General features: G+C 70.8%; 29 protein-coding genes. 15 read left to right on the plus strand and 14 right to left on the minus strand.

The features are described from left to right. Nucleotides 1-25 precede the first annotated feature (25 nt). The 3 genes from DJ021_RS08095 (at nucleotide 26) to DJ021_RS08105 (ending at nucleotide 2,143) form a co-directional block, all read left to right on the plus strand. Nucleotides 26-454: a hypothetical protein gene (locus tag DJ021_RS08095; RefSeq protein WP_111457058.1), complete on the plus strand. Its 429-nt coding sequence runs from the start codon at nucleotides 26-28 to the stop codon at nucleotides 452-454. A gap of 32 nt (nucleotides 455-486) precedes the next feature. After that, nucleotides 487-1,002 (plus strand): OsmC family protein, encoded by a 516-nt coding sequence (locus tag DJ021_RS08100; protein ID WP_111457059.1) that lies wholly within the window; start codon nucleotides 487-489, stop codon nucleotides 1,000-1,002. A 115-nt stretch (nucleotides 1,003-1,117) separates the two neighbouring features. Then, nucleotides 1,118-2,143 (plus strand): methyltransferase, encoded by a 1,026-nt coding sequence (locus DJ021_RS08105; RefSeq protein WP_111457060.1) that lies wholly within the window; start codon nucleotides 1,118-1,120, stop codon nucleotides 2,141-2,143. 14 nt (nucleotides 2,144-2,157) lie between these two features. Here DJ021_RS08105 and moaC read toward each other — a convergent pair whose 3' ends face one another. The 5 genes from moaC to moaA are packed head-to-tail and all read right to left on the minus strand — an operon-like array spanning nucleotide 2,158 to nucleotide 4,912. Then, nucleotides 2,158-2,628 (minus strand): cyclic pyranopterin monophosphate synthase MoaC, encoded by a 471-nt coding sequence (moaC, locus tag DJ021_RS08110; RefSeq protein ID WP_111457061.1) that lies wholly within the window; start codon nucleotides 2,626-2,628, stop codon nucleotides 2,158-2,160. Continuing rightward, complete coding sequence (gene moaB / locus DJ021_RS08115; RefSeq protein WP_111457062.1) at nucleotides 2,625-3,191, minus strand: molybdenum cofactor biosynthesis protein B; 567 nt, start codon at nucleotides 3,189-3,191, stop codon at nucleotides 2,625-2,627. Before moaB ends, moaC begins: the two co-directional genes overlap by 4 nt. Next, on the minus strand, nucleotides 3,188-3,643 hold the full coding sequence (locus DJ021_RS08120) for a molybdenum cofactor biosynthesis protein MoaE (RefSeq protein ID WP_111457063.1): 456 nt from the start codon (nucleotides 3,641-3,643) through the stop codon (nucleotides 3,188-3,190). Before DJ021_RS08120 ends, moaB begins: the two co-directional genes overlap by 4 nt. Beyond that, nucleotides 3,640-3,879 (minus strand): MoaD/ThiS family protein, encoded by a 240-nt coding sequence (locus tag DJ021_RS08125; protein ID WP_111457064.1) that lies wholly within the window; start codon nucleotides 3,877-3,879, stop codon nucleotides 3,640-3,642. Before DJ021_RS08125 ends, DJ021_RS08120 begins: the two co-directional genes overlap by 4 nt. A gap of 4 nt (nucleotides 3,880-3,883) precedes the next feature. Next, a complete protein-coding gene (gene moaA, locus DJ021_RS08130) occupies nucleotides 3,884-4,912 on the minus strand; it encodes a GTP 3',8-cyclase MoaA (protein WP_111457065.1) in 1,029 nt (342 codons plus the stop codon). A gap of 59 nt (nucleotides 4,913-4,971) precedes the next feature. On the opposite strand from moaA, the gene DJ021_RS08135 reads away from it, so the two are divergent. Beyond that, nucleotides 4,972-5,535, plus strand: coding sequence for a nucleotidyltransferase family protein (locus DJ021_RS08135; protein WP_243626127.1), 564 nt, complete (start codon nucleotides 4,972-4,974; stop codon nucleotides 5,533-5,535). A gap of 119 nt (nucleotides 5,536-5,654) precedes the next feature. Here DJ021_RS08135 and DJ021_RS08140 read toward each other — a convergent pair whose 3' ends face one another. From DJ021_RS08140 to DJ021_RS08150, 3 genes are all read right to left on the minus strand, one after another. Further along, the gene (locus DJ021_RS08140; protein ID WP_424443728.1) at nucleotides 5,655-5,888 is read right to left on the minus strand and encodes a GIY-YIG nuclease family protein; all 234 of its coding nucleotides are present in this window, start codon (nucleotides 5,886-5,888) and stop codon (nucleotides 5,655-5,657) included. 72 nt (nucleotides 5,889-5,960) lie between these two features. Then, nucleotides 5,961-8,168, minus strand: a complete 2,208-nt coding sequence (locus DJ021_RS08145; protein WP_111457066.1) for a xanthine dehydrogenase family protein molybdopterin-binding subunit — start codon at nucleotides 8,166-8,168, stop codon at nucleotides 5,961-5,963. Between the two features lie 11 nt (nucleotides 8,169-8,179). Continuing rightward, complete coding sequence (locus DJ021_RS08150) at nucleotides 8,180-8,671, minus strand: (2Fe-2S)-binding protein (protein ID WP_111457067.1); 492 nt, start codon at nucleotides 8,669-8,671, stop codon at nucleotides 8,180-8,182. Nucleotides 8,672-8,797: 126 nt separating this feature from the next. On the opposite strand from DJ021_RS08150, the gene DJ021_RS08155 reads away from it, so the two are divergent. The 3 genes from DJ021_RS08155 (at nucleotide 8,798) to DJ021_RS08165 (ending at nucleotide 11,164) form a co-directional block, all read left to right on the plus strand. Next, nucleotides 8,798-9,148, plus strand: a complete 351-nt coding sequence (locus tag DJ021_RS08155; RefSeq protein WP_111457068.1) for a c-type cytochrome — start codon at nucleotides 8,798-8,800, stop codon at nucleotides 9,146-9,148. A gap of 11 nt (nucleotides 9,149-9,159) precedes the next feature. Beyond that, a complete protein-coding gene (locus tag DJ021_RS08160; protein ID WP_111457069.1) occupies nucleotides 9,160-10,044 on the plus strand; it encodes an NAD(P)-dependent oxidoreductase in 885 nt (294 codons plus the stop codon). A gap of 67 nt (nucleotides 10,045-10,111) precedes the next feature. After that, nucleotides 10,112-11,164 (plus strand): phosphotransferase, encoded by a 1,053-nt coding sequence (locus tag DJ021_RS08165; RefSeq protein WP_111457070.1) that lies wholly within the window; start codon nucleotides 10,112-10,114, stop codon nucleotides 11,162-11,164. A 65-nt stretch (nucleotides 11,165-11,229) separates the two neighbouring features. On the opposite strand, the gene DJ021_RS08170 is transcribed toward DJ021_RS08165, so the two are convergent. The 3 genes from DJ021_RS08170 to DJ021_RS08180 form a co-directional block, all read right to left on the minus strand. Further along, nucleotides 11,230-12,909 (minus strand): MFS transporter, encoded by a 1,680-nt coding sequence (locus tag DJ021_RS08170; RefSeq protein WP_111457071.1) that lies wholly within the window; start codon nucleotides 12,907-12,909, stop codon nucleotides 11,230-11,232. A 66-nt stretch (nucleotides 12,910-12,975) separates the two neighbouring features. Then, nucleotides 12,976-15,354, minus strand: a complete 2,379-nt coding sequence (locus tag DJ021_RS08175) for a PAS domain-containing hybrid sensor histidine kinase/response regulator (protein ID WP_165837148.1) — start codon at nucleotides 15,352-15,354, stop codon at nucleotides 12,976-12,978. Between the two features lie 65 nt (nucleotides 15,355-15,419). Beyond that, nucleotides 15,420-16,610 (minus strand): acyl-CoA dehydrogenase, encoded by a 1,191-nt coding sequence (locus DJ021_RS08180; RefSeq protein ID WP_111457073.1) that lies wholly within the window; start codon nucleotides 16,608-16,610, stop codon nucleotides 15,420-15,422. 159 nt (nucleotides 16,611-16,769) lie between these two features. Between DJ021_RS08180 and DJ021_RS08185 the strand changes: the two genes are divergently transcribed. The 4 genes from DJ021_RS08185 (at nucleotide 16,770) to DJ021_RS08200 (ending at nucleotide 21,998) form a co-directional block, all read left to right on the plus strand. After that, nucleotides 16,770-18,488 (plus strand): MASE4 domain-containing protein, encoded by a 1,719-nt coding sequence (locus DJ021_RS08185; protein ID WP_207801791.1) that lies wholly within the window; start codon nucleotides 16,770-16,772, stop codon nucleotides 18,486-18,488. Nucleotides 18,489-18,594: 106 nt separating this feature from the next. After that, nucleotides 18,595-21,069, plus strand: a complete 2,475-nt coding sequence (locus DJ021_RS08190; RefSeq protein WP_111457075.1) for a TonB-dependent receptor — start codon at nucleotides 18,595-18,597, stop codon at nucleotides 21,067-21,069. A 2-nt stretch (nucleotides 21,070-21,071) separates the two neighbouring features. Beyond that, a complete protein-coding gene (locus DJ021_RS08195) occupies nucleotides 21,072-21,749 on the plus strand; it encodes a Fe2+-dependent dioxygenase (protein ID WP_111457076.1) in 678 nt (225 codons plus the stop codon). 60 nt (nucleotides 21,750-21,809) lie between these two features. Next, nucleotides 21,810-21,998, plus strand: a complete 189-nt coding sequence (locus DJ021_RS08200) for a hypothetical protein (RefSeq protein ID WP_111457077.1) — start codon at nucleotides 21,810-21,812, stop codon at nucleotides 21,996-21,998. A gap of 229 nt (nucleotides 21,999-22,227) precedes the next feature. On the opposite strand, the gene cysQ is transcribed toward DJ021_RS08200, so the two are convergent. Both cysQ and DJ021_RS08210 read right to left on the minus strand, forming a co-directional pair. Then, nucleotides 22,228-22,980: a 3'(2'),5'-bisphosphate nucleotidase CysQ gene (gene cysQ, locus DJ021_RS08205; protein ID WP_111457078.1), complete on the minus strand. Its 753-nt coding sequence runs from the start codon at nucleotides 22,978-22,980 to the stop codon at nucleotides 22,228-22,230. Nucleotides 22,981-22,997: 17 nt separating this feature from the next. Further along, nucleotides 22,998-23,195, minus strand: coding sequence for a DUF3553 domain-containing protein (locus DJ021_RS08210; protein ID WP_111457079.1), 198 nt, complete (start codon nucleotides 23,193-23,195; stop codon nucleotides 22,998-23,000). A 65-nt stretch (nucleotides 23,196-23,260) separates the two neighbouring features. Here DJ021_RS08210 and chpT point away from each other — a divergent pair, with 65 nt between their 5' ends. The 4 genes from chpT to DJ021_RS18865 all read left to right on the plus strand — a co-directional run bounded on the left by chpT (nucleotide 23,261) and on the right by DJ021_RS18865 (nucleotide 25,387). Beyond that, complete coding sequence (gene chpT / locus DJ021_RS08215) at nucleotides 23,261-23,923, plus strand: histidine phosphotransferase ChpT (RefSeq protein ID WP_111457080.1); 663 nt, start codon at nucleotides 23,261-23,263, stop codon at nucleotides 23,921-23,923. 63 nt (nucleotides 23,924-23,986) lie between these two features. After that, a complete protein-coding gene (locus DJ021_RS08220) occupies nucleotides 23,987-24,352 on the plus strand; it encodes a response regulator (protein ID WP_111457081.1) in 366 nt (121 codons plus the stop codon). Next, on the plus strand, nucleotides 24,349-25,170 hold the full coding sequence (locus tag DJ021_RS08225) for a CheR family methyltransferase (RefSeq protein WP_111457082.1): 822 nt from the start codon (nucleotides 24,349-24,351) through the stop codon (nucleotides 25,168-25,170). The genes DJ021_RS08220 and DJ021_RS08225 overlap by 4 nt, the downstream gene beginning before the upstream one ends. Nucleotides 25,171-25,231: 61 nt before the next feature. Then, nucleotides 25,232-25,387: a hypothetical protein gene (locus DJ021_RS18865; RefSeq protein WP_165837149.1), complete on the plus strand. Its 156-nt coding sequence runs from the start codon at nucleotides 25,232-25,234 to the stop codon at nucleotides 25,385-25,387. A gap of 83 nt (nucleotides 25,388-25,470) precedes the next feature. Here DJ021_RS18865 and DJ021_RS08230 read toward each other — a convergent pair whose 3' ends face one another. Continuing rightward, nucleotides 25,471-25,608 (minus strand): entericidin A/B family lipoprotein, encoded by a 138-nt coding sequence (locus DJ021_RS08230; protein ID WP_111457083.1) that lies wholly within the window; start codon nucleotides 25,606-25,608, stop codon nucleotides 25,471-25,473. Nucleotides 25,609-25,611 lie beyond the last annotated feature (3 nt).

The raw sequence follows: 25,611 nt of genomic DNA on the forward strand, positions 1-25,611 counted from the left end.
GCGGCATCGGCGCTACGCCACGCGGATGACCAGCCAGCCGGCGCTGCGGCGCCTCATCGACCTGCCGGGCGTCGCCGACCTCGAGCTGAAGGCGCTGATGAAGCGCGAATACGCCGAGCCGGAATCCCGCGCCGAGAACCCCGAGCTCGACGAGCTCTCCCGCAAGCTGTTCGGCCTGACCGCCGACGAGGCCGAGGAGACGCCCCGGCCCGCCGGCTGGGACGGCGTCGAGCGCCTGCCGATCCCCCGCCAGGTCGCCGCCTTCGAGGCCGAGGGCTGGGACGTCACCGACGACAAGCGCCGCCCCTTGCGCAACCTCGGCCACTTCAACCAGCAGCTCTGGCTGGCCGTTCGCGGCGTGGCCGGCGAGCTGCCCTTCCAACCCGAGGACGACAAGCCGGAAGCCTGGGTGACCTCGCTGGCCGCCGAGGCCGCCCGGTTCCGCAAGCGCTAGCGCCGCCGTTCCCCCGCCCCAAAGGAGGTCCGATGTCCGAAACCACCACCACCGCCACGCCTCCCGCAGGCGTCCGGCCTGAAGCCGTGCTGGTCGAGGAGACCGGCGTGGGCCGCTTCCAGGTGGAGGCGCACGCGCGCGGCGCCACCTTCCTGGTGGACGAGCCGGCGGCGGTCGGCGGCCTGGGTTCCGGGCCCAACCCCTACGACCTGATCAGCGCCGCCCTGGGCTCCTGCACGGCGATGACCATGCGCCTCTACGCCGAGCGCAAGGCCTGGCCGCTGGGACGGGTGCGGGTGCGCGTCGCGCATGTTCGCGGCGCGCTCAACGCCCGCGACCGCTTCGAGCGCGAGATCACCCTGGAGGGCGACCTCGACGAGACCCAGCGCGCGCGGCTGCTGGAGATCGCCAACCGCTGCCCGGTCCACCAGCTGCTCGACCGCGGCGCCGACGTCGACACCCGCGTGGTCGCCCACGACCAGCTCGAGGGACCCGACCACGGCGTCGGCCAGCACATGCGCCACATGGTCGAGGCCTGCGCCGAGTAGACGGCCGCCGCTCCGGCGCACCCGTCTCGTGGGCCGCCAGCCTATCCAATGAGGCTTCGCGCAGGCGGCGTCTGCGCCAGAATGCCCGGCGCAGGCGCAGCGGCGGGAGGCTCAGATGACGGACGATGTTTCGCCAGACCACATCTTGCAGGTCGGGTTCGGCTTCTGGGCGTCCAAGGCCCTGTTGAGCGCCGTCGAGCTGGAGGTCTTCTCCCACCTCGCGGACGGCCCCAGGACGGGCCTTGGGTTGCAGAGCGCCATGGGCCTGCACCCGCGCGCCACCTATGATTTTCTCGACACCCTCGTCGCGCTCGGGCTGCTGCAGCGGGACGGCGCCGGCGAAAGCGCCCGGTACGAAAATACGCCCTCGACCGCGCGCTTCCTGGACAAGCGGAGCCCGCAGTACATCGGCGGCATCCTGGAGATGGCGAACGCCCGCCTCTTCCGGTTCTGGGCGGATCTGACGCCGGCCTTGAAGACCGGGAAGCCCCAGAACGAGATCAAGGCGAACGGCGCCTCGATGTTCGGCGAGCTCTACGCCGACCCGGCGCGCCTGGAGCAGTTCATGGACGCCATGAGCGGCATCTCGCTGGGGAATTTCACGGCCTTGGCGGAGACGTTCGACTTCTCCAGCTACCGGACCCTGACCGACATCGGCGGCGCCACCGGCCAGCTCTCGTCCATCGTCGCGGCGCGGCATCCGCACCTGCAATGCCGGACCTGCGACCTCCCCGTCGTGCAGCCGATCGCCGAGCGGCGGCTGAAGGAACGCGGTCTGGACGGCCGCGTCGTCGCCGAGAGCCTCGACTTCTTCACCGACGAGTTTCCCCCGGCCGACGTCATCACCATGGGGATGATCCTCCACGACTGGAATCTCGAGAACAAGAAGATGCTGATCGCCAAGGCCTACCGGGCGCTGCCGCCGGGCGGCGCGCTGGTGGCGATCGAGAACATCATCGACGACGAGCGCCGGCAGAACGCCTTCGGCCTGATGATGTCGCTCAACATGCTGATCGAATTCGGCGAGGCCTTCGACTTCACCGGCGCCCAGTTCTCCGAGTGGTGCCAGGAGGCCGGCTTCAGCCGTTGCGAGATCATTCCGCTGGCCGGCCCGGCGAGCGCGGCGGTGGCCTACAAGTAGGCCGATCGCTGACCCTAGGCCGCGCGCCAGTCGCCCGACTTGCCGCCGACCTTGCTCAGCAGGCGGATGTCCTCGATGACCATGCCCTTCTCGGCCGCCTTGAGCATGTCGTAGAGCGTCAGGCAGGCCACGGAGACCGCGGTCAGCGCCTCCATCTCGACGCCGGTGGGGCCGGTGGTCTTCACCCGGGCGGTGACCGACAGCCCCCCCTCGGCCGGCTCGACCCGCACCTCGACCTTGGAGAGCGCCAGCGGGTGGCACATGGGGATCAGGTCGGCGGTCTTCTTGGCGGCCATGACGCCGGCGATCTCGGCCACGGCGCGGACGTCGCCCTTCTTGCCCTCGCCGGAGAGGGCGAGCGCCAGGGTCTCCGGCGTCATGCGCACGAAGCCCGCGGCCACGGCCTCGCGGGCGGTGTCGGCCTTGTCGGAGACGTCGACCATGCGCGCGCGGCCGGTCTCGTCGATGTGGGTGAGCTTGCTCAACTCTCAAGCAGCCGGGGCATCAGCTCGACCATGTTGCAGGGGCCATGGCGGCTGTCGAGCTGGGCGGAGATCACCTTGTCCCAGCCGTCCTTCACCGCGCCGTTGGAGCCCGGCAGGCAGAACACGAACACGCCCATGACGATCCCGGCCGTGGCCCGCGATTGCAGGGTCGACAGGCCCACCGACTGGTAGCTGACCAGGTGGAAGATCACCGAGAAGCCGTCGATCTTCTTGTCGAACAGCGGCTCGACCGCCTCCGGGGTCACGTCGCGGCCGGTGATGCCGGTGCCGCCAGTGGTGATGATCGCCTCGACCTCGCCGGAGGCCGCCCAGGCCAGGACCTTGTCGCGGATCTCCGGGATGTGGTCGCGCACGATGGCCTTGTCGACCAGCTCGTGGCCGGCCGCCTTGACCCGCTCGGCCAGCACGTGGCCGGAGGTGTCGCTCTCCTCGTCGCGGGTGTCGGAGATCGTCAGCACGGCGATGCGGACCGGCTTGATCGGCTGCGAGGCGTCGATCCGGCCGCCGGGGCTGAGCACGGGGGCGTCCACAGGGGCGTTCATGCAGGGGTCTCCTTTTCCCAGCGCGCGATGTCGGCGTGGTCCTGGTCGCGGGGCTCGATCCAGCGGGCGCCGTCGGGACCGTGCTCCTTCTTCCAGAAGGGGGCGCGGCTCTTCAGATAGTCCATCAGGTAGTCGCAGGCCTCGAAGGCTGCGCGGCGGTGGCGCGCGGCGGTGGCCACGAAGACGATCGGCTCGCCCGGCGCGATCTTCCCCACGCGGTGCACGACCAGCAGGTCCTCGATCCCGAACCGGGCGCGCGCCGTCTCGGCCATGCGGCCGATCTCGGACTCGGTGAAGCCGGGATAGGCCTCCAGCTCCAGAGCGGTGGCGGCGCCGGCCTCGGCGCGAGCCAGGCCGGTGAAGGTGGCGACCGCGCCCACCTCGGCGCGGCCCCGGCAGAAGCCGGAGAGCAGGGCGCCGGGATCGAACGGGTCCTGGGTGAGCCGGATCATCCGCCGCTCATCGGCGGCAGGAAGGCCACCTCGGCCAGCGGGCCCAGCGCCGCGTCGCCGCGGACGATGGCCTGGTCGAGCGCGACCTGGACGCCGCGGCCGGACAGCGCCGCGCCGAGCGCCGCGTCCTCGCCCGCCAGCCGGTTGCGCAGCTCGGCCAGGGAGGTCGCCGCCACCTCGCGCTCGCGCCAGCCGGCGAGGTCGCGAAGCGGTCCGAACAGCAGCACCCGGGCCACGGCCCTAGCCTCCGGTCGTCGACATGTGGCGGCCCACCGAGGGGCCGGCCGCGCGGGCGATCCTGAAGTCGTGGCCCTTAGGCTTGGCGTCGACGGCGTGGCGGATGGCCTCGATCAGGCCGGCCTCGTCGGCGCCGCCGCGGATCACCGCGCGCAGGTCGGAGGCGTCCTCTTGGCCGAGGCAGGTGTGCAGGGTGCCGGTGCAGGTCAGCCGCACGCGGTTGCAGGCCTCGCAGAAATTGTGGCTGAGCGGGGTGATGAAGCCCAGCCGCCCGCCGGTCTCCTCCACCTTCACATAGCGCGCCGGCCCGCCGGTGGAGAGCGGCAGGTCGGTCAGCGTCCAGAAGCTCTCCAGCTCGGCCCGCAACGCCGTCAGCGACAGGTACTGGTCGGTGCGGTCGGCCTCGACCTCGCCCATCGGCATGGTCTCGATCAGCGTCATGTCGAGGTCGCGCCCATGCGCCCAGCGGATCAGCTCCGGCAGCTCGGCGGCGTTGTCGTCCTTCAGGGCGACGGCGTTGATCTTGACCCGCAGGCCGGCGGCCTGGGCGGCCTCGATGCCGGCCACTACCTTGGCGAGGTCGCCGCCGCGGGTCAGCGCGCGGAACAGCTCCGGCTTCAGGGTGTCGAGCGAGACGTTGATCCGCCTGACCCCGGCCTCGGCCAGCTGGTCCGCGAACTGCGCGAGCTGGGTGCCGTTGGTGGTCAGCGTCAGTTCGTCCAGCGCGCCGGTCTTCAGGTGCCGGCCGAGGCCGGCGATCAGCCCCATCACGCCCTTGCGCACCAAGGGCTCGCCGCCGGTGATCCGCAGCTTGCGCACGCCCAGCGACACGAAGGCGCTGGCCAACCGGTCCAGCTCCTCCAGGGTCAGCACCTCCGCCTTCGGCAGGAAGGTCATGTGCTCGGCCATGCAGTAGACGCAGCGCAGGTCGCAGCGGTCGGTGACCGAGACGCGCAGGTAGGTCACGGTGCGGCCAAAACCGTCCGTCAGTCCCACCGGGCCTTGCGGCGATGCGGCGTCATAGGGTGTCATGCGGTGCTAAACATAGAGGGGATGCCGGCTTGGCGACAGGGGTAGGGCCGTTGGAAGCGGTGGTTCTGGCGGCGGGATCGGGCTCGCGGTTCGGCGGCGGCAAGCTGATGGCGTCGTGGAACGGCGGGCTGCTGCTGCTGGAGGCGGCGCTCGCCAGCGCCTTCGCCGCGCCGGTGCGGTCGGTGACGGTGGTGACCGGCGCTGAGGCCGAGAAGGTCGCCGGGGTCGCCCGCGACTTCGACCCGCGCGTGCGCATCGTCCACGCCGCCGACCACGCCGAGGGCATGGGCGCCTCGCTGCGGGCCGGGATCGCCAGCCTGCCGCAGGACGCCGGCGGCGCCTTCGTCTTCCTCGGCGACATGCCGAGGGTGCCGCACGCGGTGCTGGCGCCGATGACCAGGGCCGTGCTCGAAGGCGCGCCCGCCGCCGCCCCGGTGTTCCAGGGCCGCCGCGGCAACCCCGTCCTGCTCGGCCGCGAGCTGTTCCCGCAACTGCTGGCCCTGACCGGCGACGCCGGCGCCCGCGCGGTGCTGGAAGCCCTCGGCGACCGCCTCGCCCTCATCCCCGCCCCCGACGACGGCGTCCTCTTCGACGTCGACGAGCGGGCCGATCTGAAGGCCTGAAGGCAACACCTCCGGTCATCCCCGCGAAAGCGGGGACCCAGGCTTTTTTGTCATTCCGGCTTGTCATTCCGGCGGAAGACCCTCCGCCAAATCGCGCCAACCTGGATTGAACCGTTCGATCAGCTCGATCTCCAGGCGCGATTCCACTTCTTCATCGCCCGCTCCCGAGCAAAGGCGGCCTCTCGCGTTTCAAAGTACTCGTAATAGACCAGCAGCTTCACGCCGTACGTTGCGGTGAAGCCCTGGACGGCGCCCTCCCTGTGCTCGAAGACCCTGCGGCCAAGACTGTCCGTCTGCCCGATGTAGAGGGTGCCGTTGCGCTGGCTGGCCAGGATGTAGACGTGGAAGCCCAACCTAAAAAACCTGGGTCCCCGCTTCCGCGGGGATGAGCGGAGGAGGGGTGGCGTCCCCCTTCACGGCCCGCTCTACGTCTTCACCAGCGGCAGGCTGGTGGTCGGGGCCTGGCCCATGGCGAGGAGGGCGTTGGCGACCGCCGGGCCGATCACCGGGGTGCCGGGCTCGCCGACGCCGCTGGGCGGGTTGGCGGAGGGGACGATGTAGGTCTCCACGCTCGGCGCCTCGGAGTGGCGCAGCACCCGGTAGCTGTCGAAGTTGTGCTGCTCCACCTGGCCGTCCTTCAGCGTGATCTTGCCGAACATCGCCCCGGACAGGCCGTAGCAGGTGCCGCCTTCCATCTGGGCGGCGATCTGGTCGGGCGAGATCGCCGTGCCGCAGTCGATGGCGGTGACCACGCGGCCGACCTTGGGCTGGCCATTCACCAGCTTCACCTCGGCGACCTGGGCGACCACCGAGCCGAAGCTTTCGTGCACCGCCACGCCGCGGGTCCAGCCCGCCGGCGCGGGGGTCGTCCAGCCGGCCTTCTCGGCGGCCAGGTTCAGCACCGCCAGGTGCCGGTTGGCCCCGGCCTTGGTGTAGAGCGCACGGCGGTAGTCCACCGGGTCCTTGCCGGCCTTCTTCGCCAGCTGGTCGATGGTGTGCTCCATGACGAAGGCGGTGTGGGTCGCCCCCACCGAGCGCCACCAGAGCACCGGCACCCCGACGTCGGGCAGCATCAGCTGGGCGTCGACCACCGGAGTCGCCTTCAGGTAGGGCGAGCCCTTGGCGCCCTCGACGGCGGTCTCGTCCAGCTTGCCGCCGCCCATCGGCGAGCCCTTCATGATCGACTGGCTGACGATCCGGTGGCGCCAGGTGGCCGGGTAGCCGTCCTGGTCGACGGTGACCCGCACCGCGTGGTGGATCAGCGGCCGGTAGTAGCCGCCGGCCATGTCGTCCTCGCGGGTCCAGATCAGCTTCACCGGCCGGCCCTTGCCCACGTGCTTGGCGACGTGGACGCACTCGGCGACATAGTCCGACTGGAAGTTGGCGCGACGGCCGAAGCTGCCGCCGGCGTACAGCGTCTCCACCTGGACCGCGCCCGGCAACGTGCCGACGATCTTGGCGGTGTTGAGCTGGTCCATGGTCGGGATCTGCGAGCCGTGGATCAGCTTCGCGGAGTTGCCGTCGACGATGGCCACGCAGTTCAGCGGCTCCATCGTGGCGTGGGCGAGGTAGGGGAAGTCGTAGGTGGTCTCCAGCGCCGCGGTCCCGCCGGCCGCCTTGGCCGCATCGCCGGCGCTCTGGAACGCCTGCCACTTGAGGTCGCCGGCCTGGCCCTTGCCGGCGGCGAGGTCGGCGTACCAGCTCTGGATCTGGTCGGAGCCGCGCTTCTCGGCCTTGGACTCGTCCCAGTTCACCTTCAGCGCGTCGCGGCCCTGGCGGGCGGCGTAGGTGGTCTCGGCCACCACCGCCACGCCGGTGGGGATCTGGAAGACGTCGACCACGCCGGGCGTCGCGCGGGCCGCCTTGTCGTCGAAGGAGGCGACCTTGGCGCCGAACCGCGTCGGGTGCGCCACCATGGCGGTCAGCATGTTCGGCAGGTGGACGTCCTGGGTGTAGCGCGCGGTGCCGTCGCTCTTCGACTGGCTGTCCTTGCGCCGCACCCGGTCGGTGCCGATCAGGGTGAAGGTCTTGGGGTCCTTCAGCACCGGCTTCTGCGGCGGGGTGATCTTGCCGGCCTCGGCGATCAGCGGGGCGAAGCCGGAGGTCTTGCCGCTCTTGGCGTGGGTCAGGACGCCGTTCTGCACGGTGATCTCGGCGGCCGGCACGTTCCAGGTCTTGGCCGCGGCCTGCACGAACATCGCGCGCGCGGCGGCGCCGGCGGTGCGCAGCTGCGTCCAGGAGTTGGAGATGGCCGAGGAGCCGCCGGTGCCCTGCACGCCCATCAGCCCGTTGGCGTAGACCTTGGCGATAGCCGGCGCGAAGGCGACGCGGACCTTGGCCCAGTCGGCGTCGAGCTCCTCGGCGGCGAGGGCGGCGAGGCCGGCGTGGTTGCCCTGGCCGAACTCGATGTGCTTGGACATCACCGTCACCCAGCCGTCGGGCGAGAACTTCAGGAACGGCCCGAACGGGCCGAAGTCGGTCTTCGCGCCGAGGCTCAGCACGTCGCCCATCAGGTGCGGCGAACAGCCGACCAGCAGGGCGCCGCCGGCCACGGTCGCGCCGACAGCCAGGGCTTCGCGGCGGGTCTTGCCGCGGGATTTCGAGACGTCGATGGCCTTCAGGGGCTTGTTCATGGTCGCGCTCCTCAGGCTTGCGGCAGGGGCAGGGTGGGCGCGGTGACCGTCACCGGCGGCAGGCCGGCGGCCTCCTTGATGGCGGCGCGGATGCGCTGGTAGGTGCCGCAGCGGCAGATGTTGCCGTCCATGGCCGCGGCGATCTCGTCGTCCGAGGGCTTGGGGTTCTGGGCCAGCAGGGCCGCGGCGCTCATCAGCTGGCCGGACTGGCAGTAGCCGCACTGCGGCACGTCGTGCTTCACCCAGGCCACCTGCAGGGGGTGGTTTCCCCCGAAGCTTTCGACGGTGGTGATCTTGGCCGCGCCGACCACCGAGATCGGGGTCGAGCAGGAGCGGATCGGCTGGCCGTCCATCTGCACCGTGCAGGCGCCGCACTGGCCGACGCCGCAGCCGTACTTGGAGCCGGTCAGCCCCAGTTCATCGCGCAGCACCCACAACAGGGGCGTCTCCGGCGTGGCCTTCACCTGATAGGCCTTGCCGTTCACATCCAGAGTGGTCGCCATCGCCCGATCCTTCGAACCATCAATAGACCATCCTAACGCCGTTCAGACCGCCCGGTAAATGCGCGGCCTGTGGCGGCGCAGCTGAAGTCCCGCTAAGCCTTCGTCGACGAATTTCAGGAGATCCGCATGGTCCGCTACGCCGCCGCAGCCGCCGTCCTGGCCCTCAGCCTCGCCGGCCCGGCCTTCGCCGCCGACGGCGGCCAGCTTTTCGCCATGCAGTGCAAGATGTGCCACCAGGCCGCCAGCACCGCCATGGCGCCGTCGCTGACCGGCGTCGTCGGGCGCAAGATCGCCTCGGCCGCCGACTTCACCTACTCCCCGGCCCTGAAGGGCAAGGCGGGGACCTGGACCGCGGCCAACCTCGACGCCTTCCTGAAATCGCCCGCGGCGTTCGCGCCCGGCACGAAGATGCCGATCTCGGTGCCCTCCGACGAAAACCGCGCGGCGATCATCGACTACCTGAAGACCCTGAAGTAGCGCCTGGCGGCATGGACGCCTTTCCCGCCTTCTTCCCGCTCGCCGGCCGAACGGTGGTGATCGCCGGCGCGGGCGAGGCGGCGGCGGTCAAGGCGCGGCTGTTCGAGGGCTCGCCGGCGCGCATTGTCCGGCTCGAGGGCGACGCAGCCCTGGACGCCAGCGCCTACGCCGGCGCGGCCCTGGCCTTCGTCGCCTCGGCCGACGACGTGTTCGCTGAGGGCGCGGCGGCGGCGGCGCGGGCGGCGCACGTGCCGGTCAACGTCGTCGACCGCCCGGCGCTCTGCGACTTCACCACCCCCGCCGTGATCGACCGCGGCGAGGTGGTGGCGGCGATCGGCACCGGCGGCGCCTCGCCGATGCTGGCCACCCTGCTGCGCCACGACATCGAGGCCCGCGTGCCGCAAGGCGCCGGCCGGGTGGCGGCGCTGTTCCGCAGCCTGCAGGACGAGGTGCGCCAGGCCCTGCCCGAGCCGCACCGCCGGCGCGCCTTCCTGCGCGCGGCGCTGACCGGCCGGGCGGCGGAGGCGGCCATGGCCGGCGACATGGAGCGCGCCGAGTCGCTGCTGCGCGCGGCGCTGGCCAGCGATGCGCCAGCGCCAGGCCTCGTGCAGTTCATCGACGCCCGCGGCCCCGCCGACCTCTTGACCCTGCGCGCCGCCCGGGCGCTGGCGGCCGCCGACGTGCTGGTCTGCGATCCGGACGCGGACGAGGAGGTGCTGGGCCTGGCCCGCCGCGACGCCGAGCGCCTGGCCCCGCAGAGTTCGGAGCGGCTCGCCGACCTGGCCGCCCAAGGCCGACGGGTGGCGCGCCTGATCGTCGGCACCCACTGGCGCGCCGAGCACGCCGCCCTCGACGCCGCTGGCGTCGACACGGAAGTCCTGCCGATCGCTGGCTAATATATTATCCGGGTATTATTGACTCGGAATTCTACCGGGGTAAAAAGGCGCGCAGCTGGAGGCGCGCATGTCCGGTCCCTTTCCCGAAGCCAAGGTCGACGCCGTCGACCGCGCCCTGATGGCGGCGTTCGGTACGAACGTCCTCGACTCCGTCGCACCGCTGTCCGGCGGCTTATCCGGCGCGGCGATCTACCGGATCCGGGTCGGCGCCGTGCCCTATCTGCTGCGGATCGAGGGCGCCCGCGACGCCTTCCGCGATCCGGTGCGCGGCTACGCCTGCATGCGCGCCGCAGCCTCCGCCTTCGTGGCGCCGCGCGTCCGCTACGCCGACGCGGACGATGGCGTGGCGATCATGGAGTTCATCGCCGAACGCTCGCTGACGCTGGACTACCCGGGCCCGCGCATCGCCCTGGTCACCGAGGCGGCGCAGACGCTTCGGGCGCTGCACGAGACGCCCGGCTTTCCGCCGCTGGTGGACTACATGGACGGCGTCGCCGCCATGGTCGGGCATCTGGGCGCGTGGAGTCTGGCCGGGCCCGGCAAGGCCGCCGCCGAGCTGCACGCGCGGCTGGCCGACGCCTATCGCAGCGACCCCGCGGACCTGGTCTCCAGCCACAACGACCTCAATCCGCGCAACATCCTCTACGACGGCGCGCGGCTATGGCTGGTGGATTGGGAGTCGGCGTTCCGGGCGGACCGGTTCGTCGACCTCGCCTGCCTGGCGAACTTCCTGACCACCTCGCCGGAAGAGGAGGAGGCCCTGCTGCGGGTCTACTTCGGCCGGCCCCCGGACGAGATCGGTCGGGCGCGGCTCCTGGTGATGCGGCAGGTCAACCACCTGTTCTACGCCCTGTCGTTCCTGAGCACCGTCGCGCCGGCCCAAGCGGAGACGGAGGCCACGTCGCCGGCGCTGGCCGACCTGCACCAGGCGCTTGGCGTCGGCGAGTTCGACCTCGCGCGCCCGGCGAACCGGCTGACCTACGCTGAAAGCCGGCTGGACGCCGCCCGCGCCGGGATGGCCACGGAGGCCTTCCAGCGGGCGTCGGAACGCCTGTCCCAGCTCTCGTCATCGCCCGGCTCGTCCGGGCGACCCAGCCCGCAGCCGCTCGGCTGCAGCTGAAGATCGACCCTGGGTTGGGTCCCCCGGACCGCCTTCGGCGACCGGAGGATGACGACCCCAGTACGTCAGCGGTCCAGCGGCCGGTCCTTGGTCTCCGGCAGGAACAGCAGGCAGACCACCACCGCGATCAGGGTGAAGCCGAACGGGTACCAGAGGCCCGAATAGATGTTGCCCACCGCGGTGACGATGGCGAAGGCGGTGAAGGGCACGAAGCCGCCCACCCAGCCGGTGCCGATGTTGTAGGGCAGCGACATGGCCGTGTAGCGGATCCGGGTCGGGAACAGCTCCACCAGGCAGGCGGCCATCGGCCCGTAGAGGGCGGCGGCGGCGACCACGAACAGCACCAGCACGCCGAACGCGCCCAGATAGTTGATCCGCGCCGGATCGGCCTTGGCCGGATAGCCGGCGCCGGACAGACCGGCCTTGATGCGGCCTTCGCCCGCGGTCTTCACCGCCTTGGCGACGTCCTTGGGCAGGCCCGAGGCGCTGGGCGTGGCGATGGCGTTGGCGCCGATCCGCACCACGGCGGGCGCGCCGGCCGGTCCGGCCTCGTTGCGGTAGGAGACCCCGGCGTTGGCCAGCGTGCTCTTGGCGATGTCGCAGGAGGAGGTGAAGCTGGCCTTGCCGACGGGATCGAACTGCAGGCTGCAGTCGGCGGGATCGGCGACCACCACGATGGGGGTGCGCGCCTCGGCCTCCGACAGCGCCGGGTTCAGCGTCTTGGTCAGCATGTGGAAGCCGGGGAAGTAGGCGATCAGCATCAACGTCATGCCGAACAGCATCACCGGCTTGCGGCCGACCCGGTCGGAGAGCGCGCCGAACGCCACATAGCCCACCGCGCTGACGGCGGTGGCGGCGACCATCAGCCAGTTGATGATGGCGGGGTCGACCTTCAGGAATTTCTCCATGAAGGTCTGGATGTAGAAGAAGGTGGTGTACCAGACCGCGCCCTGGGCGAACATGATCGCCACCAGCGCCAGCAGCACCACCTTGAGGTTCGCCCACTGGCCGAAGGCCTCGGCGAACGGCGCCTTGGAGCCCTCGCCCTCAGCCTTCATCTTGGCGAAGGCCGGGCTCTCGGAGAGCTTCAGGCGCATGAAGATCGACACCGCCAGGAGGCCGGCCGAGAACAGGAACGGCACGCGCCAGCCCCAGGCGTCGAAGGCCGTCGGCCCGAAGGCGTGGCCCACCACCACCCGGGTCGCCAGGATCACGAGCAGGGCGGAGAACAGGCCGAAGGCGGCGGAGGACTGCACCCAGCTGGTCGAGCGGCCGCGGGCGCCCGGCGGCGCATGCTCGGCGACGTAGATCGCGGCCCCGCCGTATTCGCCGCCGAGCGCGAAGCCCTGCACGATCCGCATCAGCACCAGCAGCGCCGGCGCGATGATCCCGGCCTGGGCGTAGCTGGGCAGCACGCCGATGGCCACAGTCGCCCCGCCCATCAGCACCACGGTGACCAGGAAGGCGCCCTTGCGCCCGACCCGGTCGCCGATCCGGCCGAACACCAGCGCGCCCAGCGGGCGGAAGGCGAAGCCGGTGCCGAACAGCGCCAGCGCGGCGATGTAGCCGGCGGTCTCCGGAAGCCCGGAGAAGAAGGTCTTGGAGATGACCTGGGTCAGGCTGCCGAAGACGAAGAAGTCGTACCACTCGAAGGTGGTCCCGGCGGCCGAGGCCGCCACCACGGTGCGCAGGCCGACGGCCTTTGCGACCGGCGCGCCGGCGGTTTCCGCGGCGATCTCCGCCATGCTTGTTCCTTCCCCGATTTGCGCAAGCTCTAACACCGCTTCGCAAGGCGTTGAAAGGCGCGACGCTCAGGCGGCGGCGTGTTCGGCGCAGTCGTCGCCGGAGTCGTCGGCGATGTCCTCGGCGCCCGCGTCCAGCCGGGCGATCTCGCTGATCAGGGCTGTGGGCGAGATCGGCTTGCCGACCACGCCGTCCATGCCGGCTTCGAGGTAGGCGCCGCGCTGGTGGGAGAGCACGTTGGCGGTCAGCGCCACGATCGGGGTGCGCGCCACCGCGCCGCCGAGCGCGCGGACGCGGCGGGCCGCTTCCAGGCCGTCGATGCCCGGCATCTGCACGTCCATCAGGATCAGGTCGAAGCCGCCGCGGGCGGCCGCCTCGACGCCGAGATAGCCGTCGGCGGCGGTCTCCACCGAGGCGCCCAGCTGCTCGAGCAGCTTGGTGGCGATCATCCGGTTGGTGGCGTTGTCCTCGACCACCAGCACCCGCAGCCCCTCCAGGATCGGCGCGACGCACTCGGCCTGCGGGGCCAGGGCCTGGGCCGGCTCGGCCATGAACTCCAGCCAGAAGGTCGAGCCCTCGCCCTGCACGGAGGTGAAGCCGACGTCGCCGCCCATGATCTCGGCCAGCCGCTTGGTGATCGCCAGCCCCAGGCCCGAGCCGCCGAACTTGCGGGTGGTCGAGGCGTCGCCCTGGTCGAAGCGCTGGAAGATCCGCGGCTGCGCCTCGATCGGGATGCCGACGCCGGTGTCCTGCACTTCGAAGCGCAGCATGCCCGGCCTCGTCGACGGGCGGCAGCGGACCACGACGCCGCCGCGCTCGGTGAACTTCACGGCGTTGCCGATCAGGTTGAACAGCGCCTGGCGCACGCGCACCGGGTCGGCCCGCACCCAGCCCTGCGCGGGATCGGCCTCGACGATCAGCTTCAGCGCCTTGGCCTCGGCCTGCGGGCGGAGCAGCCGCGCCACGCCTTCCACTAGCGCCCTGGGATCCACCGGCTCCAGGGCGAGCTCCAGGCAGCCGGCCTCGATCTTCGAGAAGTCGATGACGTCGTTGAGCAGCTCGGCCAGCATGTGGCCGCAGGACAGCGCCTCTTCCAGCATGTCGCGGCCGTCCTGCGAGAGATCCTCGGTCTTCAGCAGGTGCAGCACGCCCATCACGCCGTTCATCGGCGTGCGGATCTCGTGGCTCATGTTGGCGAGGAAGGCGGCCTTGGCCTCGCTGGCCGCCTCGGCCGCCTGCTGGGCCTCGACCAGGGCCAGCTCCTGGCGCTTGCGGGCGTCGAAGTCGTGGATCAGGCCCACCGCCTTCAGCCAGCGGCCGTTGCGGGTCACCCGCAGGTGGTGCAGCACCCGCACCCAGCGCTCTTCGCCGTCCGGCTTGACGATCCGCGCCTCGAACGCCTCGCCGGACTGTTTGGCGCCGCCGTGCAGGGCGCGGAAGGACTCGCGGACGTGATCCAGGTCGTCGGGATGGAAGCCCGGGTAGCGCAGCTCGGTGGCCTTATCGTAGCTGGTGGCGCCCTGGCCGGTGAGCTTCTTGAATTCCGGGGAAGCCCAGAAGGTCTTGTTGACGTGGTCGATCTCGTAGACCCCGGCCTCGGCCGCCCGCAGCGCCAGCTTCAGGCGCCGGGCATTGGCCAGGGCCTCGCGCCGGGCCTGGCGCATGCGCTGCTCGCCCAGCCGCGCGGCGTCGCGGGCCTCGGCCAGTTCGGTGATGTCCTGCGACAGGCCCTTCAGGGCGAACAGCCCGCCCGCGCGGGGCTCGGTGTGGAAGGTGGCGCGCAGGGTGATCCAGCGGTCACCGGCCAGCATCCGGTGCTCCAGGCGCCCGGGCTCGCCGGTGGTCGCGGCATGGCGGAATCCGGCCAGGACGGCCGCGCGTTCGCTGGGATGCAGCAGGGCGCCGAATTCCTTCGGCGTCATCGCCTGCTCGCGGGCGAAGCCGGTCAGCGTCAGCAGCTCGTCGGACCAGGTGATGGCGTCTTCCGACGGCTCGTAGGACCAGGTCCCGATGCCCGCCGAGGTCCCCAGCATCTTGCGGGTGCGGCGGGCCTCCTTCAGCTCCTCCGCCCGGGCGCGGTCCTCGGTGGCGTCGCGCAGGGTGACGATGTGCAGCCCGTCGGCCATCCGCTGGCTGCGCACCGAAACCCACAGCCAGCCGCCGGCCCTCAGCCGGATGCGACGCTCGGTCTGCGAGACCGAGCCCGGGATCACCTCGGCCAGCCGGGCGCGGATGTCGGCGTGGTCGTCGGGATGGAAGAAGTCGATCACCGCCCGGCCGATCAGCTCGTCCTCGGCCCAGCCGGTGACGCGCGGCCAGGCCGGATTGACCAGCTGCAGGCGGCCGTCGGGATCGGCCACGTGCATGAGATCGCGGCTGTTCTCGAACAGCCACTGGATCATCTCAGCCCTGTCAGCGGCGACTTCCGTCTCGCGTCGTGCCGGCATGGATTTCCCCGCAGTGGGAGAACCTGTTACCCCAGTTGCGGTAAACGGAGTGTTTTGAAGCAGGCTTAAAAGGCGCTCTCGCCGGTGATCGCGCGGCCGAGGATGAGGGCGTGGACGTCGTGGGCGCCCTCGTAGGTGTTGACCGTCTCCAGGTTCGCGGCGTGGCGCATCACATGGTACTCGCCGGAGATGCCGTTGCCGCCGTGGATGTCGCGCGCCTCGCGGGCGATGGCCAACGCCTTGCCGCAGTTGTTGCGCTTCATCAGGCTGATGGCCTCCGGGACCCAGGCCCCCTCGTCGATCAGCCGGCCGAGCGCCAGCGCCCCTTCGAAGCCCAGCGCGATCTCGGTCTGCATGTCGGCCAGCTTCTTCTGCACCAGCTGCCGCGCGGCGAGCGGCTTGCCGAACACCTGGCGGGTGAGGGTGTAGTCGCGGCTGGCGTGCAGGCAGAACTCCGCCGCCCCCATCGCCCCCCAGGCGATGCCGTAGCGGGCCTTGTTGAGGCAGGAGAACGGCCCCCGCAGGCCGCTGACGCCGGGCAGCATCATGTCTTCCGGCACGAAGACGTCGGCGAGCGCGATCTCGCCGGTCACCGAGGCCCGCAGGGAGAGCTTGTTCTTGATCTGCGGGGTCTCGAACCCCTTCGAGCCGCGGTCCACCAGGAAGCCGCGGATCACCCCGTCCAGCTTGGCCCAGACCAGGGCCACGTCGGCGATCGGCGAGTTGGTGATCCACATCTTGGCGCCGTTGAGCACGTAGCCGCCGTCGACCGCCTTGGCTGTCGTGCGCATCGAGGCCGGGTCGGAGCCGCCGTCCGCCTCGGTCAGGCCGAAGCAGCCGATGATCTCGCCCTTGGCCATGCCGGGCAGGTACTTGCGCCGTTGATCCTCCGAGCCGAAGGCGAAGATCGGGTACATCACCAGCGAGGACTGCACGCTCATCGCCGAGCGGTAGCCGCTGTCCACCGCCTCGATCTCGCGGGCGATCAGGCCATAGGCCACGTGGTTGACCCCGGCGCAGCCGTAGTCCTCGGGCAGCGTCGGGCCCAGGAAGCCGAGGGCGCCCATCTCGGTCATGATCTCGCGGTCGAACCGCTCCTCGGCGTAGGCCGAGACCACCCGCGGCAAGAGCTTCTCGCGGGCGTAGGCGCGGGCCGCGTCCCACACCATCCGCTCCTCCTCCGACAGCCGCGAGGCGAGGTCCAGCGGGTCGTCCCAGCGGAAGGTCTTGTGGCTCGCGCCCGTGTCGGCAGGCATGGGGAAATCTCCTGAATTCAATGCGGTGGCTTATGACGCGAAATCAGCGTCCCGTGTAGACGCCTCTGCGCGGGGGAATCTTGCAACCCCCGGCGTCTGTCCCCCGCCGTCTTCGCGGGGCATACTTCAAAAGGCATAGCGCGCGTCCCTCGGACGGCCGTGACCGTCCAGGCAGCGCGCCGGCGCCCGAAGCCGCGCGAGGAATGCCGTTCGATGATTGGCGCAGCCGCCGTCCTGAAAGAACAAGACTTCATCCTGTCGAGCCTGGCGCCGAGCCCCGGGCAAAAGCGGCTCGCCCTGGCGGTCGTCGTGTTCCTGCTGGCGGCGTTTTTCACCATCGTCGGGCCGCTGGCGGCGGTTCACCTTCCGAAGGTCGGCGCGTTCATCGCCATCTACGCCACCGCGATGTTCGTCACGGACATGATCACCGCGGTGCTGCTGTTTGCGCAGTTCTCGATCCTGCGTTCGCGCGCCCTGCTGGCGATCTCCAGCGGCTACCTCTTCGCCGCGCTGATGGTGATCCCGTGGATGCTGACGTTCCCGAGCGTGATCGCGCCGACCGGTCTGCTCGGCGCCGGCCTGCAAAGCACGGTGTGGCTGTACATGATCTGGCACGCCGGCTTTCCCATCATGGTCATCGCCTATGCCCTGCTGAAGGATGTCGATCCGACCCAGCGGCTGTGGGCCGGCTCCGTGCGGACCGCCATTCTTTGGACGGTAGGCCTGACCGCCGGCGTGGTGTGCGCCGCGACATACCTGGTCACCGCCGACCCGCAGTTGCCGCCCCTGATGCTGGACCCCGTTCAGCTTTCACCGCTGTGGGCCTATGCCGCCGCCGGCCCGATCCTGCTGAGCGTCACGGCCGGTGTCCTGCTGTGGACGCGGCGGCGTTCGGTGCTCGACCTGTGGCTCATGGTGGTGATGTGCGCCTATGTGATCGAGATCGGCCTGATCCGGTTCCCAATCCCCGCCAGGTACAGCATCGGCTGGTACAGCGGGCGGGTCATCGGGGTCCTGTCCGCAAGTCTCGTCCTGTTCGTCCTGCTCTACGAGATAACCACCCTCTATGCCGGGCTCCTGCGGGCGGTCTCGGCGCAGCGTCGGGAGCGCGAGGCGCGGTTGATGACCGGGGATGCGGTGTCGGCTTCGATCGCTCACGAGATCAGGCAACCGCTGGCGGCGATGACCACAAGCGCCGCGGCGGGCCGTCGCTGGCTCAACCGCGAGACTCCCGATCTCCCTGAGGCCATGGCCGCCTTCGAAGCCATCTCGACGGCGGGGGAGCGCGCCGGCGCCCTGATCGAGGGCATCCGGGCCATGTTCAGGAAGGACGCCATGACGAGAACGTCCGTCGACATGAACGAACTCGTCTCGGAGGCGCTCGGCCAACTCAGCGACGAATTGCGGGAGCACCGGATATCGGTGCGAACCGAGCTTCCGACCCGGGCGCCGCGGGTCACCGGCGATCGCGTGCAGCTGCAACAGGTGCTGGTGAACCTGATCGCCAACGCGATCGACGCGATGGCGAACACGGAAGGGCCGCGGGAACTGCGCGTGAAGTCGGCGGCTCATGAGGCGGGCGGCGCGGTCATTTCGGTCTCGGACACCGGCCCGGGCGTGGAGGCGACGCACCGGGATCAGATCTTCAATCCGCTCTTCACCACCAAGGCCCACGGCATGGGCATGGGCCTGTCCATCTGCCGCTCGATCGTCGAGGCCCATGACGGGCAGCTCTGGGTGACGCCGAACCGGCCCCACGGAGCCGTCTTTCAGCTCCTGGTTCCCGCCGACCCCGCCGACTCCGCGGGCCGCGAAAAGCCGTCCAAGGGCGACGTTCGCGCGTCCGGCGGCGACCCGGCCGTGGCCCGCCTGCAGTAGGGCCCACCGTCCGGCGGCCAGGTCCGACGCCTTCTTGCGACTCATTCTTATTGTCAGCCTTGGCTGTTCTAGTTAAGAACGCCTCGCATTTGCAGCGAGGCGAGAGATGCGGGGCGGGGCGGCGTCGGGCGTGGTGGGCTATTGGACGGGCAAGGGCGCGCGCGTGGCGCAGGCCCTGGCGCTGGCCGCCGGAGCCGCGGCGTTCGGCGGGGCCGCCCAGGCGGACGACGCCGGGGCCGGCGCGGCGACGGAGATCTCCGGCGTCACGGTGACGGCCGCCCGCCCGCCGCTCGACCCGGGCCTCGCGACCGCCCTGACCACGGTGCGGGACACGCCCCAGGCGATCAGCGTCATCGACCAGGCGCAGCTGAAGGCGCAGGGCGTCGCCAGCCTCGAACAGGCGCTGCGCAACGTCCCCGGCATCACCATCGCCATCGGCGAGGGGGGCACGCTGAACGGCGACCAGTTCAAGATCCGCGGCTTCGACGCCAAGGACGACGTCTACGTCGACGGCCTGCGCGACTTCGGCGCCTACACCCGCGACAGCTTCAACTACGAGGAGGTGCAGGTCCTGAAAGGTCCGTCCGGCGCGATGTTCGGGCGCGGGACCACGGGCGGGGCGATCAACACCATCTCGAAGCAGCCCAGGCTGGAGGACTTCGCCAGCCTCGACGCCTATGCCGGCGGCGGCGAGTACTACCGGGCGCTGGCCGATATCAACCGCAAGCTCGGCGCCGGCGCCGCCGTGCGGCTGAGCCTGATGGCCAACGACAGCGGCGTGGTCGACCGCGACCTTGTCCATTCCCAGCGCTGGGGGGCGGCGGCGACCATCGGGTTCGGCCTGGGCGCGGACACCACCCTCACCGCCAGCTACCTGCACCAGCACAATCACCAGCGGCCGGACTACGGCGTCGTGGTGGTGCAGCGGCCCGGCGAGCTGATCGCGCGGCCGGCGACCGAATACGACGTCGGCGTCGAGCGCTCGACCTACCTGGGCTTCCGCAACGACGTCGACCGGTCGGACGCCGACATGCTGACGGTGCGGCTGACCCACCAGCTGAACGACAAGGTGAGGCTCACCTCGGACACCCGCTACGGCCTCTACAGCCGCGACTTCCAGTACACGACGCTGGACCAGTGCGCCGCCGCCTGCACCACGGCGCTGTTCGACGGCAATCCGGCGACCGAGGCCTTCGGCGGCATCGGCGGCTCCAGCCCCTACGCGATGGACGCCTGGGGGCTACAGAACATCTCCACCGCGCGGATCGACTACGACCTGGGGCCACTGAGGAACCAGGCCATCGTCGGCGTCGACCTGTCGAAACAGGTGAACGACAAGCTGTTCTACGCCTACGCCCTGCCGGCGGGGATCACGACGCGGCCGAACCTGCCGCATCCGATCGTCAACCCGGACCCGAACTTCCCGCCCGGCTACACGGTGTTCCGCGCGATCCCCGGCCAGACCATCAGCTGCGCGGGCAGCGGTAACTGCACGACCAACCTGCTGGGCCCGACCGTCTTCACCAATGTGACCGGCGCGGGCGCGCTGGACAGTCATGGCGAGAGCACCGACCTCGGCGTCTTCCTGACCGACCGGCTGTGGCTGAGCGGCAAGCTGTCGGTGATCGGCAGCCTGCGGCTGGACCGCTACGCGGCGCAGGTCGGGACGCTGACCTACGCGAACGCCTTTTCCACGGTGAAGGCCAGGTCGACCCTGACCAGCCCGCGCGTCAGCCTGGTGTTCGAGCCCGCCGCCGACCAGACCTGGTACCTCTCCTGGGGCAAGTCGCAGACCCCGCAGGGGACCTCGGTGGTGGGCGCGGGCACGGCGCTGACGCTGAGCGCCAAGGACCTGGCGCCGGAGGACAGCGAGATCCTCGAGGCCGGCGCCAAGCTCGCCATTCCGCACACCCGCCTGGCGGCCACCGTCTCGGTGTTCGACATCGCGAAGGACAACGCCCTGCAGGCGGACCCGGCCACCGGCTTCCTGCAGGCGCAGTCCGGCGAGCGGCAGGAGGTGAAGGGCGTCGAGCTCGGGCTGACGGGCAAGGTGACCGACGCCTGGAGCGTGAGCGCCGGCTACAGCTATCTCGACGCCAGGATCAAGCAGTCGTTCTCCAACTGCGCCGTCCCCACGACCACCAGCGGCGCGCCGACCAACATCGTCTGCGTCCCCGGCGTGACCGCCGCCGCTCCGGTGCTGAACACCGTGGCGGTCGGCCGGCAGGTGACCTTTGTGCCGAAGCACTCGGCCTCGCTGTTCACCACCTACGACCTCAGCCGGTTCGTCGACGGGCTGTCGGTGGGCGGCGACGTCACCTACCAGAGCAAGCTGTTCCTGGCCTATGTCGCCCGCAGCCTCAGCTATGCCGACCCCGCGACCCTGACCGCCGCGCGGATCGCCGAGACGCCGGAAAGCGTCACCCTCAACGCCTACGCCAGCTACCGGACCGGCCGCTGCCGGTTCGCGGTCAACGTCTACAACCTGGCGGATCGGCTCAACTACACCCAGGTGTTCGCCAACCGCGCGGTCCCGGCGGCCGGGCGCACGGTGATCGTCTCCGTCGGGGCGAGCTTCTAGCCATGCTGCTGCACATCGAAAACGTGCTGACGCCGGAGCAGGTCGCCCAGTGCCGCCGGCGGCTGGCGGCCAGCGACTGGGTGGACGGCCGCATCACCGCCGGCGAGCAGTCGGCCCGGGCCAAGCGCAACCTGCAGGTCCCGGAGGGCTCCGATGCGTCGCGGGAGCTCGGCGAGCTGATCCTCGGCGCGCTCGGCCGCAATCCGGAGTTCGTCTCCGCCGCCCTGCCGCTCAGGGTCTTCCCGCCGCTGTTCAACCGCTACGACGCCGGCATGGGCTTCGACACCCACGTCGACAACGCCATCCGCTTCGCCGGGCCGGTGCGCTACCGGACCGACCTGTCGGCCACCCTGTTCCTCAGCGATCCCGGCGACTACGACGGCGGCGAGCTGATCGTCGAGGACACCTACGGCGAGCACGCCGTGAAGCTCGCGGCCGGCGACCTGATCCTCTATCCGGCGTCGAGCCTGCACAGGGTCGCCCCAATCACCCGCGGGTCGCGCTGGGCGGCGTTCTTCTGGACCCAGTCGATGGTGAAGTCGGACGAGCAGCGGACCCTGCTCTGGGCGCTCGATCAGGCGGTCCAGAAGCTCACCCTCAAGGTGGGGCAGGCCGACCCGGAGGTCGTCAGCCTGACCGGGACCTACCACAACCTGCTGCGGATGTGGGTCGAGGTCTAGGCGGCGCAACCAAGGGCCGGCTGTGGTGTTCCCAATCCGGACGCCTGAAGGATCTGGACGATGACGCAATCCGGCGCGCTCGATGTGCTGAAGCCCTTCGCCTGGCTGGCGCTGGCGGCCTTCCTGGTCGGCTTCGTCAGCTACCTGGCGCTCGGCCAGCCGTCGCAGGCCCTCGCCCACGAACGCGCCCACGCCGCGCTGGTCTCCGGCCCCGCGTCCGACGACTGGAACCTCCCCAAGCACATCTGACGTAGGGCCTTCCCCCTGCGGGAGCAGACCTTTCCCGCGCCGGCGGCTCGCTTCTGCGCCGCAGGCGCTGTTTGTCCACGAACCACACGAACCACACGAACGGGATCGCGCGCTGGCGAAGTCCTGCCAGATCAACCTTCGTTCGTGTGGTTCGTGTGGTTCGTGGACGATCTAGAGCGGCGCTGGCGCGCCATCAGGCCGTCCCCGGCGAGCAAGCCGTAATCGGACGCTATGCTCCGCCGCGCGCCACGAACCAGCCGTTGCGGAAGCCCTGGTCGGCCTTGCCGTAGACGAAGGGCTCGCCCTCGGGCGTGGTCAGCCGGCCGCCGGCCGCCTCCAGCACCGCCTGGCCCGCGGCGGTGTCCCATTCCATGGTCGGCCCGTGCCGCGGATAGATGTCCGCCGCGCCCTCGGCGATCCGGCAGAGCTTGATCGAGGAGTCCATCGGCTCGCGCCGGTCGAAACCGTACTGCTCGGCGAGCTTCCGGGCGGTCTCGTCCTTCATGGTGTGGCTGACCAGGGCCAGGGCCTCGCCGGTCGGCCAGGGGCGCACCCGCACCGCCTGCGCCGCGCCGCCGTCGCGCCGCTTCAGCGCGCCGCCCGGGGCGGTGAACCAGGCCTCGCCGGTCGGCGGGGCGACGACGGCGCCGGCCACCGGGCGGCCGTGCTCGATCAGGCCGATGTTGACGGTGAAGTGCGGGTCGCCGCGCACGAAGGCCTTGGTGCCGTCCAGCGGGTCGACCAGGAAGAAGCGCGGGCCGATCGCCTCGGGGGCGCCGAACTCGCTGGCGTCCTCCTCGGAGACCACCGGGATGTCGGGGAAATGCCGGGCCAGCGCCTCCAGGATCAGCGCCTCGCCGCGCTTGTCGGCCTCGGTCACCGGGCTCTCGTCGGCCTTGGTGGTCACCGTCAGGCCCGAGCGCCACAGCGGCAGGATCAGCCGCGCCGCGGCTTCGCAGATCTCGGCGAGCGTCTCGCCCATGTCGTTCGTCGTTTCGCTCAACTCGCCCTCGGATCGTCGCCCACGAACACCAGCCGCACGACCGAGGCGTCGATCACCTGCTTGCCGGCATGCTCGAAATTCACCGTCACCTTGCGCCCCGCCACCGATTGCACCTGGCCCAGGCCCCAGTCCTCCTGAGTGGGATGCCGGACCAGGACGCCCGGCTCCAGGAACGGATCGGAAAACGGCCCCATGGGCGGGTCTCTTATGGGGCCTGGGCCGTTTTCCAAAGGCTCAAATCAGCCCAAGGTCGCGCGCCATGACCGATCAGCTTCCCGTCCCCGATGCGCCCGCCGTCCGCGCGGCCGAACTCGCCGCCTACCTGGCGGCGCGGATGTGCCACGACTTCATCAGCCCGGCGAGCGCCATCGTCTCCGGCCTGGACCTCCTGGAGGACCCCTCGGCGCAGGACATGCGCGAGGATGCCATGAACCTGATCGGCGCCTCCGCGCGCAAGCTCGCCGACCTGTTGGCGTTCAGCCGCGTGGCGTTCGGCGCCTCGGCCTCGGCCGAGACCTTCGACGCCCGCGAGCTGGAGAAGCTCGCTCAAGGCGTGTTCGGCCACATGCGCGCCCAGCTCGAATGGGGGGTGGAGACGCCCGGGGTCAGCAAGCCCGCCGCCCGCGCCCTCCTGAACCTGGCGCAGCTGGCCGGCGGGGCGCTGCCGACCGGCGGCACGGCCCGCGTGCGCTGCGTGCAGGAAGGCGCCTCCATCGCCATCGCCATCGACGCCACCGGGCCGCGCGCGCGGCTGCGGCCGGAGGTGCTGGCGGGCCTGCGCGGCGAAGCCCTGGCCGAGGGCCTGCACGGCCACTGGGTGCAGGCCTACTACGTCCACCTGTTCCTGGGCGACGCGGGCGGGCGCGTGTTCGCCGACGTCAACGAGGAGCGGGTGCTGTTCGCGGCCACGGTTCCCGCCTAGAGCGCTACGGGTCCTTAACCATAGGGCGCGACAAAGACTCCCACGGGAAGGGAGCCGCCCAACGTGAAGACCTGCCTGGTCGTCGACGACAGCCGTGTGATCCGCAAGGTGGCCCGCCGCATCGTGGAGGACCTTGGCTTCGAGGTGGCCGAGGCGGTGGACGGCAACGAGGCGCTGGCCTGGTGCCGCGCCATGATGCCCCAGGCCATCCTGCTCGACTGGCACATGCCGATGATGGGCGGCCCCGAGTTCCTGCGCCGCCTGCGGGCCGAGCCCGGCGGCGACCAGCCGAAGGTGATCTTCTGCTCGGTCGAGAACGACCTGGAGCGCATCCGCGAGGCGCTGGACAGCGGCGCCGACGAGTACATCATGAAACCCTTCGACGGTGAGATCGTGGCGGCCAAGTTCGCCCAGGCGGGCGTGGCGTGACGGCCCGCGACTGCGAATTCGTCGCCAGCCTGTGCGCCGCCCGCGCCGGCCTGCGGGTCGACCCGGCCCGGGCCTATCTGGTGGAGAGCCGACTGGGGCCGGTGGCGCGGCGCGAGGGCTTCGGCTCGGTCGCCGAGCTGCTGCAGGTGGTGCGCGACCGCGGCGACGAACGCCAGGTCTGGGCGGTGGTCGAGGCCATGGTGCTGCCGGAGACCTCCTTCTTCCGCGACCGCGCCGGCCTCGAGCAGCTGTGGCGGGAGACCGCGCCGGAGATCGCCCGACGCCGCAACGGCGCGCCGGTGCGCATCTGGAGCGCCGGCTGCGCCTCCGGCCAGGAGGTCTACTCCCTGGCCATGCTGCTGGAGGAGGCGGGGCCGGGGGCCCTGAAGGCGGAGCTGTTCGCCTCCGACCTCAGCGAGCGGCTGCTGGAGAAGGCGCAGAGCGGCCTCTATTCGCAGTTCGAGGTGCAGCGGGGGCTGGCGGCGCGCGAGCTGGTCCGCCACTTCGAGAAGCGCGACGAGATGTTCCTGCTGTCGCGCCGCGTGCGCCAACACGTGCGCTGGCGCCGCGTGAACCTGATCGACGACTTCTCGCGGCTGGGGCGGTTCGACATCGTGCTCTGCCGCCACGTGCTGGGCTCGCTGACGGAGCCGGCGCGGGCCCGCGTGCTCGCCGGGCTGGCGGGGGCGCTGGCGCCCGACGGGGTGCTGATGCTGGGCGCAGGCGAGTCCTGGGACGAGGCGCCGGCTGGCCTTCGCCCGGTGGACGGGCTGCCCGGCGCTTGGTCGTTCAGCCAGGCGGTCCGCGCAGCGGCCTGATCAGCCTGCGAAATCCCAAAGGTCGGGAACCCGACCCTTGGGCTGGCGGTTTGCGCCTCTGATGAGCAATCCTCCCGACGAGCCACGATCCTGGCAGGACCCGGAGCCTGAAGGCGACCGTGCGGTGGCGGAACTGCGCCGGGGGATCGAACGCGTGCGCTCGCGGGTCGCCGACTTCCGTGAAAAGGTCCGGCCGGAGCCACACGGCGAGGCCTGAGCCGTCTGCTCCCGCAAGGCTCCAGGCATGCAAAAGCCCCGCCGCCAACCTGGCGACGGGGCTTTGCTGTATCCAGCCGTTGACTAGTGCTTGGCGTCTTCGGCCGTGCTGGTGACCGCATGACCGGCGGCCGTCACGTCCTTGCCCGCACCGGACATGGTGTTGCAGGCGGCCACGGCGACGCTGGCGGCAAGGACCGCCATGAGGACAACTTTGCGCATTGA

It is taken from the genome of Phenylobacterium hankyongense (assembly GCF_003254505.1).
GTDB classification, from domain to species: domain Bacteria; phylum Pseudomonadota; class Alphaproteobacteria; order Caulobacterales; family Caulobacteraceae; genus Phenylobacterium; species Phenylobacterium hankyongense.